Source organism: Variovorax sp. 10L421 (genome assembly GCF_056395365.1).
Genome location: NZ_JBFTJJ010000005.1, coordinates 127,685 through 143,278 on the forward strand (window position 1 = coordinate 127,685; position 15,594 = coordinate 143,278).

General features: G+C 67.0%; 16 protein-coding genes. 12 read left to right on the plus strand and 4 right to left on the minus strand.

Going from position 1 to position 15,594, the window contains the following annotated elements; translation table 11 throughout:
* The first annotated feature begins 5 nt into the window (after window positions 1-5).
* The 3 genes from AC1DFC_RS10325 to AC1DFC_RS10335 all read left to right on the plus strand — a co-directional run bounded on the left by AC1DFC_RS10325 (window position 6) and on the right by AC1DFC_RS10335 (window position 5,302).
* Window positions 6-3,170 (plus strand): efflux RND transporter permease subunit, encoded by a 3,165-nt coding sequence (locus AC1DFC_RS10325; RefSeq protein ID WP_478179190.1) that lies wholly within the window; start codon window positions 6-8, stop codon window positions 3,168-3,170.
* Window positions 3,163-4,584, plus strand: coding sequence for an efflux transporter outer membrane subunit (locus AC1DFC_RS10330; RefSeq protein WP_007837380.1), 1,422 nt, complete (start codon window positions 3,163-3,165; stop codon window positions 4,582-4,584). Before AC1DFC_RS10325 ends, AC1DFC_RS10330 begins: the two co-directional genes overlap by 8 nt.
* Window positions 4,585-4,699: 115 nt before the next feature.
* A complete protein-coding gene (locus AC1DFC_RS10335) occupies window positions 4,700-5,302 on the plus strand; it encodes a c-type cytochrome (protein WP_007837382.1) in 603 nt (200 codons plus the stop codon).
* A gap of 75 nt (window positions 5,303-5,377) precedes the next feature.
* Here AC1DFC_RS10335 and AC1DFC_RS10340 read toward each other — a convergent pair whose 3' ends face one another.
* The 3 genes from AC1DFC_RS10340 to AC1DFC_RS10350 are packed head-to-tail and all read right to left on the minus strand — an operon-like array spanning window position 5,378 to window position 7,441.
* On the minus strand, window positions 5,378-5,941 hold the full coding sequence (locus AC1DFC_RS10340; protein ID WP_007837384.1) for a DUF2946 family protein: 564 nt from the start codon (window positions 5,939-5,941) through the stop codon (window positions 5,378-5,380).
* Window positions 5,942-5,960: 19 nt separating this feature from the next.
* Window positions 5,961-6,989, minus strand: coding sequence for a YheT family hydrolase (locus tag AC1DFC_RS10345; protein WP_413331644.1), 1,029 nt, complete (start codon window positions 6,987-6,989; stop codon window positions 5,961-5,963).
* Entirely contained in the window at window positions 6,989-7,441 is a 453-nt protein-coding gene (locus AC1DFC_RS10350) for a YybH family protein (protein ID WP_007837388.1), read from the minus strand. Before AC1DFC_RS10350 ends, AC1DFC_RS10345 begins: the two co-directional genes overlap by 1 nt.
* A 217-nt stretch (window positions 7,442-7,658) precedes the next feature.
* Here AC1DFC_RS10350 and rutA point away from each other — a divergent pair, with 217 nt between their 5' ends.
* Genes rutA through rutF form a run of 6 tightly spaced genes read left to right on the plus strand, consistent with a single transcriptional unit; the run spans window position 7,659 to window position 11,964 of the window.
* Window positions 7,659-8,771: a pyrimidine utilization protein A gene (rutA, locus tag AC1DFC_RS10355; RefSeq protein ID WP_478179191.1), complete on the plus strand. Its 1,113-nt coding sequence runs from the start codon at window positions 7,659-7,661 to the stop codon at window positions 8,769-8,771.
* A gap of 13 nt (window positions 8,772-8,784) precedes the next feature.
* Window positions 8,785-9,576: a pyrimidine utilization protein B gene (gene rutB / locus AC1DFC_RS10360; protein ID WP_478179192.1), complete on the plus strand. Its 792-nt coding sequence runs from the start codon at window positions 8,785-8,787 to the stop codon at window positions 9,574-9,576.
* A gap of 23 nt (window positions 9,577-9,599) precedes the next feature.
* Window positions 9,600-9,992, plus strand: a complete 393-nt coding sequence (rutC, locus tag AC1DFC_RS10365; RefSeq protein WP_007837393.1) for a pyrimidine utilization protein C — start codon at window positions 9,600-9,602, stop codon at window positions 9,990-9,992.
* Window positions 9,993-9,997: 5 nt separating this feature from the next.
* Window positions 9,998-10,804 (plus strand): pyrimidine utilization protein D, encoded by an 807-nt coding sequence (gene rutD / locus AC1DFC_RS10370; protein ID WP_478179193.1) that lies wholly within the window; start codon window positions 9,998-10,000, stop codon window positions 10,802-10,804.
* Complete coding sequence (locus AC1DFC_RS10375; RefSeq protein ID WP_007837396.1) at window positions 10,801-11,403, plus strand: malonic semialdehyde reductase; 603 nt, start codon at window positions 10,801-10,803, stop codon at window positions 11,401-11,403. Before rutD ends, AC1DFC_RS10375 begins: the two co-directional genes overlap by 4 nt.
* Window positions 11,404-11,415: 12 nt before the next feature.
* On the plus strand, window positions 11,416-11,964 hold the full coding sequence (gene rutF, locus AC1DFC_RS10380) for an NADH-dependent FMN reductase RutF (protein ID WP_413313302.1): 549 nt from the start codon (window positions 11,416-11,418) through the stop codon (window positions 11,962-11,964).
* A 156-nt stretch (window positions 11,965-12,120) separates the two neighbouring features.
* Here the strand turns inward: rutF and rutR are convergent, their stop codons facing one another.
* A complete protein-coding gene (gene rutR / locus AC1DFC_RS10385; protein WP_413313304.1) occupies window positions 12,121-12,825 on the minus strand; it encodes an HTH-type transcriptional regulator RutR in 705 nt (234 codons plus the stop codon).
* Window positions 12,826-13,018: 193 nt separating this feature from the next.
* On the opposite strand from rutR, the gene AC1DFC_RS10390 reads away from it, so the two are divergent.
* From AC1DFC_RS10390 to AC1DFC_RS10400, 3 genes are all read left to right on the plus strand, one after another.
* A complete protein-coding gene (locus AC1DFC_RS10390) occupies window positions 13,019-14,020 on the plus strand; it encodes an isopenicillin N synthase family dioxygenase (protein ID WP_007838509.1) in 1,002 nt (333 codons plus the stop codon).
* Between the two features lie 4 nt (window positions 14,021-14,024).
* On the plus strand, window positions 14,025-14,411 hold the full coding sequence (locus AC1DFC_RS10395; protein WP_413331651.1) for a VOC family protein: 387 nt from the start codon (window positions 14,025-14,027) through the stop codon (window positions 14,409-14,411).
* Between the two features lie 68 nt (window positions 14,412-14,479).
* Window positions 14,480-15,589: a BMP family ABC transporter substrate-binding protein gene (locus AC1DFC_RS10400; RefSeq protein WP_413313306.1), complete on the plus strand. Its 1,110-nt coding sequence runs from the start codon at window positions 14,480-14,482 to the stop codon at window positions 15,587-15,589.
* Window positions 15,590-15,594 lie beyond the last annotated feature (5 nt).

A 15,594-nucleotide genomic window follows, 5' to 3' on the forward strand; every position in this document is an offset into this window, starting at 1 on the left:
CGCAAATGGCCAAATTTTTCATCGACCGCCCGATCTTCGCGTGGGTGATCGCGCTGTTCATCCTGGTGATGGGCAGCGTGGCAATCACCCAGCTGCCGATCTCGCAGTACCCGCCGGTGGCGCCGCCCGCCATCGTCATCAACACCGCCTATCCCGGCGCCTCGGCGCAGACGCTGGAGGACAGCGTGCTGTCCGTCATCGAGCGCGAGATGAACGGCTCGCCGGGCCTGATCTACATGGAATCGGTGGCCCAGGCCGACGGCACCGGCTCCATCACGATCAGCTTCGAGGCCGGCACCAACCCCGACCTCGCGCAGGTGGATGTGCAGAACCGGCTCTCGCGCGCCACGCCGCGCCTGCCGGCCGCCGTGACACAGCAGGGTGTGCGCGTGGACAAGTCGCGCAACAACTTCCTGCTGTTCGCGATGCTGTCTTCGGACAACCCGAACTTCGACCCCGTCGCGCTCGGTGACTACGCCTCGCGCAACATCGTGCCCGAGCTGCAACGCGTGGTGGGCGTGGGCCAGGCCCAGCTGTTCGGCACCGAGAACGCGATGCGCGTGTGGATCGATCCGGCCAAGCTGCAGGGCTTCAACCTGTCGGCCACCGACGTGAACAACGCGATCAAGGCGCAGAACGCCCAGGTGTCCTCCGGCACGATCGGCGACCTGCCCAACATTCCCGGCCAGGCCATCGCGGCCACCGTGGTGGTGAACGGCCAGCTCGCCAACGTGGAGCAGTTCAAGAACATCGTGCTGCGCGCCAACACCGACGGCTCGACCGTGCGGCTGAAGGACGTGGCACGCGTCGAGCTCGGCGGCCAGTCGTATGCGACCTCGGCGCGCCTGAACGGCGTGCCCGCGGTCGGCATCGGCGTGCAGCCCACGCCGAACGGCAACGCGCTGCAGTCGGCCAAGGCGATCCGCGCCAAGATGACCGAGCTCGAGCGCTTCTTTCCGCCGGGCGTGAAGTGGAACATTCCATACGACAGCTCGCGCTTCGTGCAGATCTCGATCACCGAAGTGGTCAAGACGCTGCTGGAAGCCGTGGCGCTGGTGTTCATCGTGATGTTCCTGTTCCTGCAGAACTGGCGCTACACGCTCATCCCGACCATCGTGGTGCCCATCTCGCTGCTGGGCACGTTCGCCTCGCTGCTCGCACTCGGCTTCTCGATCAACGTGCTGACCATGTTCGGCATGGTGCTGGTGATCGGCATCGTGGTGGACGACGCCATCGTGGTGGTGGAGAACGTCGAGCGCATCATGAGCGAGGAGGGGCTCTCGCCGCTCGAAGCCGCGCGCAAGGCCATGAGGCAGATCTCCGGCGCCATCATCGGCGTGACGGTGGTGCTGATCTCGGTGTTCGTGCCGCTCGCATTCTTCGCGGGTTCGACGGGCAACATCTACCGCCAGTTCTCGGCGGTGATGGTGACGTCGATCGGCTTCTCGGCCTTCATGGCGCTGTCGCTCACGCCGGCGCTGTGCGCCACGCTGCTCAAGCCCGTGGAAGCAGGCCACCACCATGAGAAGACCGGCTTCTTCGGCTGGTTCAACCGCGGTTTCACGCGCACGGCCAAGGGCTACGAAGGCATCGTCGCACGCATCCTGCGCCGCGCCGCGCGCTACCTGGTCATCTACGTCGCGATCATCGGCGCGGTGGTGTTCACCTACACACGCCTGCCGAGCTCCTTCCTGCCGGAAGAAGACCAGGGCAACATCATCGTCAACGTGCAGCTGCCGCCGGGTGCGACGCAGGAGCGCGCGCTGTCGGTCATGCAGCAGGTCGAAGGCTTCATCCTCAAGCAGCCCGAAGTGCAGAGCATGGTGGGCGTGATGGGCTTCAGCTTCTCGGGCCAGGGCCAGAACGCGGGCCTCGCCTTCGTGACGCTCAAGGACTGGGAAGAACGCAAAGATCCGGCCCACTCGGCCAGCGCGCTGGCCGGACGTGCCTTCGGGGCGCTCTCGGGCATCCGCGACGCCTTCATCTACCCGTTGAGCCCGCCGCCCATTCCCGAACTGGGCAACGCGAGCGGTTTCAGCTTCCGGCTGCAGGACCGCTCGGGCGCAGGCCACGAGGCGCTGATCAACGCACGCAACCAGCTGCTGGGCATGGCTTCGCAGAGCAAGATCCTGACGCAGGTTCGCCCCGACGGCCTGGAAGACGCGCCGCAACTGCAGATCGACATCGACCGCGACAAAGCCAGCGCCCTGGGCGTGACCTTCGATGCGATCAACGCAACGCTGTCGACGGGCCTGGGTTCGAGCTACATCAACGACTTCCCGAACCGCGGCCGCCTGCAGCGCGTGGTGGTGCAGGCCGATGCGCCCGCACGCATGCAGCCCGACGACCTGCTCAAGCTGAACGCCAGCAACACGCAGGGCCAGCCGGTGCCGCTGTCGGCCTTCGCGACCACCAAGTGGGTCACGGGCGCCACGCAGACGGTGCGCTACAACGGCTATCCCGCGATCCGCATCAGCGGCTCCGCCGCCGCGGGCTTCAGCACGGGCGCCGCCATGGCCGAGATGGAAAAGCTGGCCAAGCAGCTGCCGCAAGGCTTCGGCTTCGAATGGACCGGCCAGTCGCGTGAAGAAAAGCTCGCGGGTTCGCAGGCCATCATCCTGTACGGCTTCGCGATCCTGGCGGTGTTCCTGTGCCTGGCCGCGCTGTACGAAAGCTGGACGATCCCGCTGTCGGTGATTCTGGTGGTGCCGCTCGGCGTGCTGGGCGTGCTGCTGGCCACGATGCTGCGCGCCTATTCGAACGACGTGTACTTCCAGGTGGGGCTGATCACCATCATCGGCCTCTCGGCGAAGAACGCGATTCTGATCATCGAGTTCGCCAAGGATCTGCAGGCGCAGGGCAAGGGCGTCATCGAAGCGGCGCTGGCCGCAGCCCATCTGCGTTTCCGCCCGATCATCATGACCTCGCTGGCCTTCGGCCTGGGCGTGGTGCCGCTGGTGATCGCCTCGGGCGCCGGTTCGGCCAGCCAGCGCGCCATCGGCACGGGTGTGCTCGGCGGCATGGTGACGGGTACGGCACTCGCCGTGATCTTCGTTCCGGTGTTCTTCGTCGTGGTGCGCACGCTGTTCAAGGGCAGTGCGCGCCAGCATGAGGTCGACAAGCGGCATGCGGAAGCCGCCGGCATCACGGAAGAGAAAGCACATGACTAAAAAATTGATTCCCACAGCCCTGGCCGCGGCAATGCTGCTGGCTGGCTGCTCGCTGATTCCGACCTACGAGCGTCCCGCGGCGCCGGTGCCGACCACCTTCCCGGGCGACCCGGCGCAACCGCCCGGCCAGGCCGCGGCCGACCTGCCCTGGCAGGACTTCTTCACCGACCCGCGGCTCGCAGGCCTGATCCAGACGGCGCTCACGAACAACCGCGACCTGCGGGTGTCGGTGCTCAACATCGAGCAGGCGCGCGCGCAGTTCCAGATCGAGCGCTCGAATCTGTTCCCGGCACTCGGCCTGACGGGCAGCGGCTCGCGCTCGAGCCCCAACCCGGCTCAGGTCTACAACAGCAGCGCCGGCAGCGTGGCCTCGCAGTACAGCGTCAGCGTCGGCTTCACGTCCTGGGAAATCGACTTCTTCGGCCGCATCCGCGCGCTGAAGGACCAGGCGCTGGCGCAGTACCTCGCCACGGACGAGACGCGCAAGGCGGTGCAGATCAGCCTGATCGCGTCGGTCGCCAACGGCTGGCTCACGCTGTTGGCCGACGACGAGTTGCTGGAGATCACGCGCCAGACGATGGTCACGCGCGAGGAGTCGGTGCGCCTCACGAAGATGCGCTTCGACAACGGCGTGTCGTCGGAGCTCGACTTCCAGGCCGCGAACTCGCTGCTGGAAACGGCGCGCGCTTCCTATGCGCAGCAGCAGCGTGCGCGCCTGCAGGACGAGAACGCCCTCGCCCTGCTGCTGGGCGCGCCGGTGCCGGCCGAAGCCACGTCGGGCGGAATCAAGGGCCTCGACGGGATCAAGCCGATGCCCGACGTGCCGGCTGGCCTGCCTTCGGACCTGCTGGCCGAGCGGCCCGACATCCGTTCGGCCGAGCAGCAGCTGATCGCGGCCAACGCCAACATCGGCGCCGCGCGCGCGAACTTCTTCCCGCGCGTGTCGCTGACGAGCTCCATCGGCACCGCGAGCAGCGAGTTCTCGGGCCTGTTCGACCGCGGCTCCAAGGCCTGGTCGTTCGCGCCGTCGGTGACACTGCCGATCTTCAATGCCGGCCGCAACATCGCCACGCTCGATTCGGCCAAGGCCGGGCGCGAGATCGCGGTGGCGCAGTACGAGAAGTCGATCCAGACGGCGTTCCGCGAAGTGGCCGATGCGCTCGCGGGCCGCGCCACCCTGGGCGAGCAGGTGCGCGCGCAGCGTGCGCAGGCCGACGCGGAAGCCGTGCGATTCAAGCTCTCCGACCTGCGCTACCGCAACGGCATCGCCAGCGCGCTCGATCTGCTCGACGCGCAGCGCTCGCTGTTCACCGCGCAGCAATCGGCCGTGACGACACGCCTGCTGCAGTTGCAGAACCAGGTCACGCTGTACAAGACGCTGGGCGGCGGCTGGGCCGCACGCGACAAGGGTTGATGCGCCGAGGCGCTCGATAAGGGTGGTCCCTTGTCCCTTCGGGCAAGGGGCCTCTCTATAATCGCCGGTTGGTTAGGAAAAGCCCCCCGACGAGCCCCCGTTATTGAGGACGCCAATGAGCGCAGACCCGCATTACCAGGCCACAGAAGAAGCCCACACCGGGCCGATCAAGAACCCGAAGCAACTGCTGCTCGCGGTATTTTTCTCCTTCATTGCCCCGATCCTGATCATCGTGGGTCTTGTCTCCTACGTGGTCTCGGGCACCAAGCCCGCCGGCACCGCGGAAGGCGACAACATGGCGCTCTACGGCGTGACCAAGGAAGCGCGCGACCGCGAAGTGGCCGAACGCCTCAGGAAGGTCGGCACCATCGAGATCCGCGACGCCAACCGCCCGCTCGCTGCAGGCGAGGCCGTGTTCAAGGCCCAGTGCGTCGCCTGCCACGGCGCGCCCGGCATTCCCGGCGCACCGCACTTCCAGGACGCGGCCGCCTGGGGCCCGCGCATCGGCCAGGGCTATGCCACCCTCCTCGAACATGCCCTGAAGGGCAAGGGCGCCATGCCCGCGCAAGGTGGCGGCGACTTCGAAGACCTCGAAGTGGGCCGCGCCGTGGTCTACATGGCCAATGCCGGCGGCGCCAAGTTCCCGGTGCCCGACCGCCCGGCAGCCGCAGCCCCCGCTGAAGGCGCAGCCTCTGCGGCCAGTGCTCCTGCCAAGTAAGCGTTTCCCCTAGTCACACGAAGAAGCCGGCCCAGCGCCGGCTTTCTTCATTGGCGGATCGGCAGGCTGCGGAGTTCAGGGCTTCGCCGGCGCGGAAGCCGTGCCGGCATGGCGCTGCGCCGGGCTCAGCACATGGCCGAAGCGGTCGGGCAGTTCGCTGGCCTGCACCGCCTCCGGCGTCCACAGGCCTCGCTCGACCGCCTCGGCGGCGATGCCCACGTCCTGCGTGTGCACCAGTCCAAGCCCGAGGGGCGAGACCAGATAGAGCCGGCCTTCACCATCGAGCAGGCAGCCCGACACCTCCACCGCCTTGCCGGTGTGGGACGTGACGGTGAACCCACCGCCCTCCTTTTCGGCCACGCGCCACACCAGCGGCGCAGCCTCCAGCTCCACATACACGCGCTGCGGCCCGTTCTGGAAGAACCACTGGCCCTCGTCGTCGTGCTCGTAGTTGCGGTGGATGAAGTCGATCAGCTTGTCGTGCCTGAGCATCGAGCCCTTGGCCGCGCGGAACGGGCCCATGGCCTGGGTGCGGTCGTCGCGCATGTACCAGTTGCCGCGCGCGTCGAGGCCGAGCCAGCCGTAACAGTGCGGCACGTTGGGCCATTTGGCGAGGGCTTGTTTGACGATGTCGTCCATCGCGCTATTTTGCTCGCCCTCAGACGTGCGTTGCCAGCCAGCCGCCGACCCGCTCCGGCATGCCGCGCACATGCCCCGGCGGCGGGCCCATCGGAAAGCCGACGTGCCCGCCGTGCGCGGGCTGCCACAGCGTGACGTGCGCGCCGACCTCGCCGGGCTTCGGCAGGCTCGCCGCGGGAATGAACGGGTCGTTGCGGGCGTTCACCACCAGTGCGGGCACGCGCACCGAGGCCAGGTGCGGCTTGGCTGAGCCGCGCGTCCAGTAGTCCTCGGTATCGCGAAAGCCGTGCAGCGGGGCGGTGAAGACGTTGTCGAAGTCGTAGAGGTTGCGCGACGACATCAGCCGCTCGCGGTCGAACAGCCCCGGGAACTGCTCCAGCTTGGCCAGCGCCTTGGGCTTCATGGTCGCGAGGAACATGCGCGTGTAGACCAGCCGGTTGAAGCCCTGCCCGATGGCTTCGCCGCCCGCCGCGAGGTCGAGCGGCGCGCTGACCGATGCCACGGCGCTCACCACGCCGGAGGCGCTCTCGCCCGCCTCCGAGGCCCAGCGCATCAGCGCATTGCCGCCGAGCGACACGCCCGCCGCCAGCACCGGCCCGCCGCCCTTGCGTGCATGCTGGTCGCGCATGCGCGCGAGGATCCAGCCGATCTCCTCGAAGTCGCCCGAGTGGTAAGCGCGCGGCGCCAGGTTCAGCTCGCCGCTGCAGCCGCGGAAATGCGGCACGGCGAAGGCCATGCCGCGAGATGCGGCGAATGCGGCAAAGGCTTCGGCGTAGTGGCTGCGCGACGAGCCTTCGAGCCCGTGGAACAGCACCAGCAACGGCCTCGGGCCCGGCATTGGCGCATCGACGAAGTCGACGTCGATGAAGTCGCTGTCGGGCGTGGGCCAGCGCTCGCGCCGGTAGACCGGGGCCGGCCCGTCGAAGCGCTTCGCATAGAGCGCGGCCCAGATGGTCTGCAGGTTGCCGCCGGGCAGCCAGCGCGGCGCCGCGTAGTCCAGCGGCTGGGGCGCGGAAACGGGACCGGAGGTGGCGACGAAGGAAGACATCAGTGCAGGACCTGGGGCGGATCGTTCGCTTCGTCCGGTTCGCGCGCACTGCCCGGGCTTGCATGGTGCGCCACCATGCGCCAGCCCTGGACGGTTTTGTGATAGACGTTGGTGGCCAGCACGAAGGCATGGCGCGGGCCCTCGGCCGTGAGCACCTCGATGCGTTCGAGCACGTTGTGCACGGCGCTGGCGAGCGACTCGATCTTGCGCACCCGCGCCGGCGTGGCGTGGATCGCGCCGTTGCCGAACATCTGCTCGAAGGCCGCGCGGATCGCCACGGCCCCCACCAGCCGCGGGCCCCCGGGATGCACGCAGAACACCTCGTCCTCGTCGGCCCAGCAGGCCATCAGCGCGTCGATGTCGCCGCGCTGCAGCGCTTCGTAGAAGGCCGCTTCGACGTCGTCGGCAGTGCCGCCGATGGCCGCGGCGGCGCGGAGTGGGGTCTTGGGCATGGCGTGATTTTGCCGCGCCGTGCGTGACGGCGGCACTGCACCTCTTTGGTCCATGCTGCACCGTGCTGCCGCGATCCCGGCAGAACACCTGCTCCACTTTGGACCAAATGGTCAAAACATGGATGCAATTTTTCCCTAACCCATTGATTTAAAACAACTTATTCAACTGGCACGGCGCATGCCAGGAGCTTCGCAACCTCGCAACAGGAGCGCTTTCATGAACGTCGGCATCTTCATTCCCATCGGCAACAACGGCTGGCTGCTTTCCGAAAACGCGCCGCAGTACAAGCCCAGCTTCGAACTCAACAAGCAGATCACCCTGAAGGCCGAGCGCTACGGTGTCGACTTCGTGCTGTCTATGATCAAGCTGCGCGGCTTCGGCGGCAAGACGGAGTTCTGGGACCACAACCTCGAATCCTTCACGCTGATGGCCGGCCTCGCCGCCGTCACCAGCAAGATCAAGCTGTTTGCCACGGCCGCCTCGCTGGTGATGCCACCGGCCATCGTGGCGCGCATGGCGTCGACCATCGACTCCATTTCCAATGGCCGCTTCGGCCTCAACCTCGTCACCGGCTGGCAGCGGCCCGAGTACTCGCAGATGGGCATGTGGCCCGGCGACCAGTTCTTCGGCACGCGCTACCAGTACCTCAGCGAATACATCCAGGTGCTGCGCGACCTCTGGGGCACCGGCCAGTCCGACTTCAAGGGCGACCATTTCAAGATGGACGACTGCCGCCTGAGCCCGCAGCCGCAGGCCGACATGAAGGTGATCTGCGCGGGCCAGAGCGATGCGGGCATGGACTTTTCCGCGAAGTACGCCGACTACAACTTCTGCTTCGGCAAGGGCGTGAACACGCCCAAGGCCTTCGCGCCCGCGGCCGAGAAGCTCATCGAGGCCACCGCGAAGACCGGCCGCAGCGTCACCACCTACGTGCTGATGATGGTGATCGCCGACGAGACCGATGACGCCGCGCGCGCCAAGTGGGAGCACTACAAGGCCGGCGCCGACCATGAAGCGATTGCATGGCTGGGCCAGCAGGGCGCAGCCGACACCAAGTCGGGCGCCGACACCAACGTGCGCCAGATGACCGACCCGACCTCCGCCGTCAACATCAACATGGGCACGCTGGTCGGCTCCTACGCCACCGTCGCGCGCCTGCTCGACGAAATGGCAGAGGTGCCCGGCACCGAAGGCGTGCTGCTGACCTTCGACGATTTCGTGCAGGGCGTCGAAGCCTTCGGCGAGCGCATCCAGCCGCTCATGAAGAGCCGCGCGCATGTGCAGAGCCCCGTGCCTTCGCAGGCCGAGCCCGAGCGCCTCGCGGCCTGAGCAGGAGCATCACGTGAGCACTCCCGCACGCAACACGACTCTCACATCGAACATCCCCGTTGGCGCACCGCGGCTGCCCGGCGCCCCCGCACCGCAGGTGCTGCCCGCGCGCCCCGAGCCACTGGCGCTGCACGCGACCGATTCCGCGCTGATCGTCGTCGACATGCAGAACGCCTACGCCTCCATCGGCGGGTATGTCGACTCGGCAGGCTTCGACATCTCGGGCGCGCAAGGCACCATCGCGAACATCGCGCGCACCATCGCAGCGGCACGCGCGGCCGGCATGCTCGTTGTGTTCCTGCAGAACGGCTGGGACGCGGCGTACATCGAAGCCGGCGGCCCCGGCTCGCCGAACTGGCACAAGTCGAACGCGCTCAAGACCATGCGCGCCAGGCCCGAGCTGCAGGGCAAGTTCCTCGCCAAGGGCGGCTGGGACTACGACCTCATCGAAGAGATTAAGCCACAGCCCGGCGACATCGTCGTGCCGAAGACGCGCTACAGCGGCTTCTTCAACAGCACGCTCGACAGCACGCTGCGTGCACGCGGCATCCGCCACCTGGTGTTCACCGGCATCGCGACCAACGTGTGCGTCGAATCGACGCTGCGCGATGCCTTCCACCTCGAATACTTCGCCGTGATGCTCGAAGACGCCACGCACGAACTCGGCGGCCCTGCGATCCAGAAGGCATCGGTCTACAACGTCGAGACCTTCTTCGGATGGGTCTCCACGATGGACGACTTCTGCCGCATCTTCGCGCCTTCATCGATCACCCAACCCGCACCGGCCGAAACGGCCATCGCCTGATTCACTTCAAGGAGCCTCCCCTCATGCCCAAGCAAGCCATCATCCCGCCCGGCACCGGCGTACCGCTCGCCCCCTACGTCCCCGGCACGCTCGCCGACGGCGTGCTCTACGTGTCGGGCACGCTGCCCTTCGACAAGGACAACAACGTGGTCCACGTCGGCGACGCGAGCGCACAGGCAAGGCATGTACTCACCATCATCCAGGGCGTGGTCGAAGCCGCGGGCGGCACCATGGACGACGTGACCTTCAACCAGATCATGCTCAAGGACTGGGCCGACTACGCGAAGATCAACGCGGTGTATGCCGAGTTCTTTCCCGGCACCAAGCCCGCGCGCTACTGCATCCAGTGCGGCCTCGTGAAGCCCGATGCGCTGATCGAGATCGCCTCGATCGCACACGTCGGCAAGAAGGCCTGACACTCATGCCGTCGCTGCACTACGAAGTGCATGGGCCGGCCGATGCGGCGGCCACCGTGCTGCTGTCGTCCGGCCTCGGTGGCTCGGCGGGTTTCTGGCAGCCGCAGCTCGGCGCACTGGTCGCCGCCGGGCACCGCGTCATCGCATACGACCAGCGCGGTACGGGCCGCAGCCCCGCTGCGCTGCCCGATGCGTATGCCATCGAACACATGGCGCAGGACGTGCTCGGCATCCTCGATGCCACGAAGACTTCGCAATGCCACTTCGCGGGCCATGCGCTCGGCGGCCTGGTGGGCCTGCAGCTCGCGCTGGATGCGCCCTCGCGCATCGCGAGTCTCGTGCTCATCAATGCATGGTCCCGGCCCAATCCGCATTCGGCGCGCTGCTTCGACGCGCGGCTCGCGCTGCTCGGCGCCTGCGGCCCGCGCGCATACGTGGAAGCGCAACCGATCTTCCTGTACCCGTCTGCCTGGTGCGCCGAACACGCGCAGCGCGTCGCCGACGAAGTCGACCACGCCTTCGCGCATTTCCCCGGCGAAGCCAACATGCGCGCGCGCATCGCCGCGCTGCGGGCCTTCGACATCGACGCGCGCCTCGCCGACATCGCCGCCCCTGCATTGGTCGCCGCAGCCAAGGACGACGCGCTCGTGCCCTGGACCTGCTCGCAGCGCCTGGCCGATGGCCTGCGCGACGTCACGCTCGACTTCATGCCGCACGGCGGCCATGCCCACAGCGTGACCGAGGCCGAAGCCTTCAACCGCAGCCTGCTCGACTTTCTTTCCCGGGTCAGCGCACCCGCCGTTCCCGCATGACCCAAACGCTTTCCACCACACTCGACGACGCCGCGCTGTCGCTGCTTTTCACCGGCGCGCGCAGCCACAACGGCTGGACCGGCGAACCGGTCACCGATGCACAACTGCAGCAGATCTACGCGCTCGCAAGCCTCGGCCCGACCTCGGCCAACTGCTCGCCTGCCCGCTTCGTGTTCGTGCGCACGCCTGAAGGCAAACAGCGCCTCGCACCGGCGCTCTCCAAGGGCAACCTCGACAAGACAATGGCCGCACCCGTTACGGTCATCGCCGCATGGGACCGCAGGTTCTACGACAAGCTGCCCACGCTGTTCCCGCATGCCGACGCGCGCAGCTGGTTCACCGGCAGCCCCGAGGCCGCGCACGAGACCGCCTTCCGCAATGCCAGCCTGCAGGCGGGCTACCTGCTGCTCGCCGCGCGCGCGGTCGGCCTCGACGCCGGGCCGATGTCGGGCTTCGACAAGGCGAAGGTCGATGCCGCCTTCTTCGAGGGCACCGACTGGACCACCAACTTCCTCATCAACCTGGGCCACGGCGATGCGTCGAAGGTGTTCGGCCGCCTGCCGCGGCTGCCCTTCGACGAAGCCTGTGTGCTGGCCTGAAAGAGTCACGACATGCTGAACGCCATGGCCTCCCACCCTGCAGCATCGAACCCACCCGGCCTGCCTACGGGCCTGCCGAAGGCCGACTACCGCAATGCAATGGCACGCCTGGGCGCCGCGGTGAACATCATCACCACCGACGGCCCCGCAGGCCGCGCCGGCTTCACGGCCTCGGCCGTGTGCAGCGTGACCGACGAACCGCCGACGCTGCTGGTGTGCCTGAACCGCTCGGCCTCGGTGTATCCGGCGTTCAAGGCCAACGGCGTGCTGTGCGTGAACGTGCTGGCCGCGGGGCACCAGTCGCTCTCCGCGCTGTTCGGCGGCAAGACGCCGATGGACGAACGCTTCGCCGCCGGCAACTGGAGCCACAAGACCACGGGCTCGCCGATGCTCGACGACGCGGCCGTGTCCTTCGACTGCCGCGTGGTGCATTCAACGAGCGCGGGCACGCATGACGTGCTGTTCTGCGAAGCGGTGGCGATTGCCATCGGTGGCGCGGCGCAGGGGCTGATCTACTTCGACAGGAGCTATCACGAGATCGCTGCGCCGCCGCAGCACTGACGCTTCTTACCCTTCTGCATTCGCAGGCAATGCCTTTGAATTGCTCCTTCCCCCCTCTGGGGGAAGGCTGGGATGGGGGCAGGCAGAGCGCTCGATGGACACGCTGCTTGCCCCCACCCCAACCCTCCCCCAGAGGGAGAGGGAGCAAGGCAAGATTCAGCGGGGCGCAACGCCTTGCAGCACGATGCGCTGAACGCTCTCCACGGTCTGCTCGAAGAACGCCGCATCGTCCAGCGTGTGGCCCGTCAGCGCCTGCACCTGCACGCCGAAGTCCGCGTAGTGCTGCGTCACCGCCCACAGCGCGAAAATCAGGTGATGCGGGTCGACCGGCGCCAGCTTGCCGGCCTCGATCCACGCGCGAATCACTTCCGATTTTTTCTCCACCAGCGTGCGCAGCTCACGGTCGAGTTCATCGCGCAGCAGCGGCGCGCCCTGGATCATTTCAAGGCAGAACAACCGCGACGCATCGGGCCGGTCGCGCGACACCACCAGCTTGCGGCGGATGTAGCCGCCGATGGCCTCGCCCGGGTCCTGCTCGGCGCTGAAGCCGCGCAGCGGTTCGAGCCACAGCGCCAGCAGGTCTCGCAGCACATTGACGTAAAGCTCTTCCTTGTTCGCGAAGTAATAGAGCAGGTTGCTCTTCGACACATCGGCGCGCGCCGCCACCTGGTCGATCGACGTGCCGTGCAGGCCGAAGCGCGAGAACAACCCCAGCGCCGCGCCAAGGATCGCACTGCGCTTGTCCTCGATCTGGCGCAGCCGGCGGTTCACCGCGGACGCGCTGCGCACCGCGGGCTTGGCGCGCTTGCGCACCGGGCTCTCTTTGCTGGCGCTTGCGGCCAGCGCTTTGGTCTTCGGCATCTTCCCTCGCTCTAGTTCATGAATCGGCAGACGGCGCACCACTGTAAGGCCACGGTGCATCGCCTTGCGCCGCTGTTGCCTTCGCGGCGCAAGGTTGCGCACCATGCTGACGCGACGGATGCGTTTTGTCCATTTGGTCCAACTGGCACAGACGTTGCATGGCGAAAGGCATGCCAAGCATGAGGAACCTGCCATGACCCTGCTGTCCGTCCCCATCATCGATCTCGCGCCCTACTTCGCCGGCACTGCCGAAGGCAAGGCCGAGGTCGCGAAGAAGGTCGATGCGGCCTGCCGCAGCATCGGCTTCCTGGTCATCACCAACCACGGCATTTCGCCCGAGCTGATCTCGCGCGTGTCGTCGCTCTCGCGCAGGTTCTTCGACATGCCGCTGGGCGAGAAGCGCAAGGTCGATCGCCCGCGCGAAGACGCGGTGCGCGGCTACAGCGCAGTGGGCGAGGAAGGCCTTTCGTACAGCCTCGAAGAAGCGGCGCCGGGCGACCTGAAGGAATCGTTCTCCATCGGCCCGTCGAACGTGCCGAACGACGACTACCACCGCGGTCCCGCCGCCGGACCGCACTTCGAGCCCAACAGCTGGCCGCCCATCGAAGGTTTCCGCGAAGCCTATGAAGGCTACTTCGAGGCGATGAGCGATCTTTCGCGCTCGCTGATGCGCGTCTTCGCGCTCGGCCTGTCGCTGCCCGAGACCTTCTTCGACGACAAGATCGACAGGCACATCAGCATGTTCCGCGTGCTGAGCTATCCGCCCCAGCGCGAACAGCCGCTGCCCGGCCAGCTGCGTGCGGGCGCGCACAGCGACTACGGCAGCCTCACCATCGTGCTGCCCGACGACAAGGGCCTGCAGGTTTTCAACAAAGCCGGCCAGTGGGTCGACGTGCCGCAGGTCGAAGGCGGCCTGGTGGTCAACATCGCCGACCTCATGATGCAGTGGACCAACGACCAATGGGTGTCCACGCTGCACCGCGTGATCAATCCGCCGTTCGAGGTGGCGAGCACCAACCGCCGGCAGTCGCTGGTGTTCTTCCATCAGCCCAACTACGACGCGATGGTCGAGTGCCTGCCGAGCTGCCTCGCGCCGGGCGAAGAGGCGAAGTACGCGCCCATCTCCTCGGGCGACCACCTCACATCGAAGTTCGTCAAGCAGACGACCTTCGGCGGCACCAAAGTGACGGCCTGAACGCATGGCCCACCTGTCTTACGTCAACGTCTTCGCGAAGGACGTGGTCGCACTCAGCGGCTTCTACCAGCGCGTGTTCGGCTTCGCCGAGATCGAGGCGATCCGCTCGCCGATCTTCCGCGGGCTGGACACCGGCAAGTCGAGCCTGGGCTTCAACGCGCTCGATGCCTACGAACTGCTGCACCTCGCCGAGTTCTCCGACACGCGCGGCGTCAAGTTCCTGCTGAACATCGACGTCGACAGCCAAGCCGACGTCGACCGCATGGTGCCCGTTGCGCTCGAAGCGGGTGCCACGCTCGTCAAGCCGCCGTACGTCACCTACTACAACTGGTACCAGTCGGTGCTGCTGGACCCCGAGGGCAATGTGTTCCGCATCAACTTCATGATGTGACGCGCACTGCCCGTTTTCGATTTTCTCGTCCCTCCCTTTCTTCAAAGCCCCTCACCCAAGGTAGTTCCATGCAGCAGCTGCGCACCCTCACTCCCGGCCTGGGCCTCGCGATGACCATCGCGGCCGGCGGCGCGTTCTTCACCACGCTGCCCGCCGCGGCCGCCGATGGCTTCACGCTGAAGGACAAGCCGAAGATCGCGATGCTCTACTTCGGCCCGAAGAACGACGGCGGCTGGACGCAGGCCTTCGACGAAGCCCGAGCGAAGGTCGAGAAGGAAATCGGCCAGAAGATCCAGTTCGTCGAGAACGTGCCGGAAGACGCCTCGGCCATCAAGCCCGCGGCCGAGAAGTTCATCCAGCGCGGCGCCAACATCGTGATCGGCACGGCCTTCGGCTACTCCGACAGCTTCAAGGACCTGGCAGCCAAGTACCCCGACGTGGCCTTCCTCAACGGCTCGGGCACCACCAACGGCAGCAACCTCGAATCCTTCTACGGCCGCACCTACGAGAGCCAGTATCTCTGCGGCATGGCGGCCGGCGCGGCGTCGAAGACCGGCAAGCTCGGCTTCGTCGCGGCCAATCCCTTCGGCGTGGTGAACTGGACCATCAACGCCTTCGCTCTCGGCGCGCAGAAGATGAACCCGAACGCCACGGTCAACGTGATCTACACCGGCGCCTGGAACGACCCGGTGAAGGAACGCGCCGCCGCCGCCGCACTGATCGACCAGGGCGCCGACGTGATCGGCCAGCACGTCGACAGCCCCACGCCGCAGATCGTCGCGCAGGAACGCGGCGTGTACGGCACCGGCCACCACCGCGACCTGCGCCAGTTCGCGCCCAAGGCCACGCTGTGCTCGTCGGTGTGGGTGTGGGACCGCTTCCTGACACCCGAACTGAAGAAGGTGATGGCGGGTGGATGGAAGCCTTCGCCATACGGAGCCTTCATCGAGATGAAGGACGGCGGCACCGACATTGCGGGGTTTGGCCCCGCGGTGCCCAAGGACAAGGCCACGCTCATCACCGCCGAGCGCGACGCGATCATGAAGGGCAAGCAGGTCTACGCCGGCCCGCTCGCCGACCGCGACGGCAAGGAGCGCGTGGCCAAGGGCGCGGTGCTGTCCGATGCGGACCTGTGGAAGATGGACTGGTTCGTCAAGGGCGTGGTTACGCAGAAGTAAGCAAG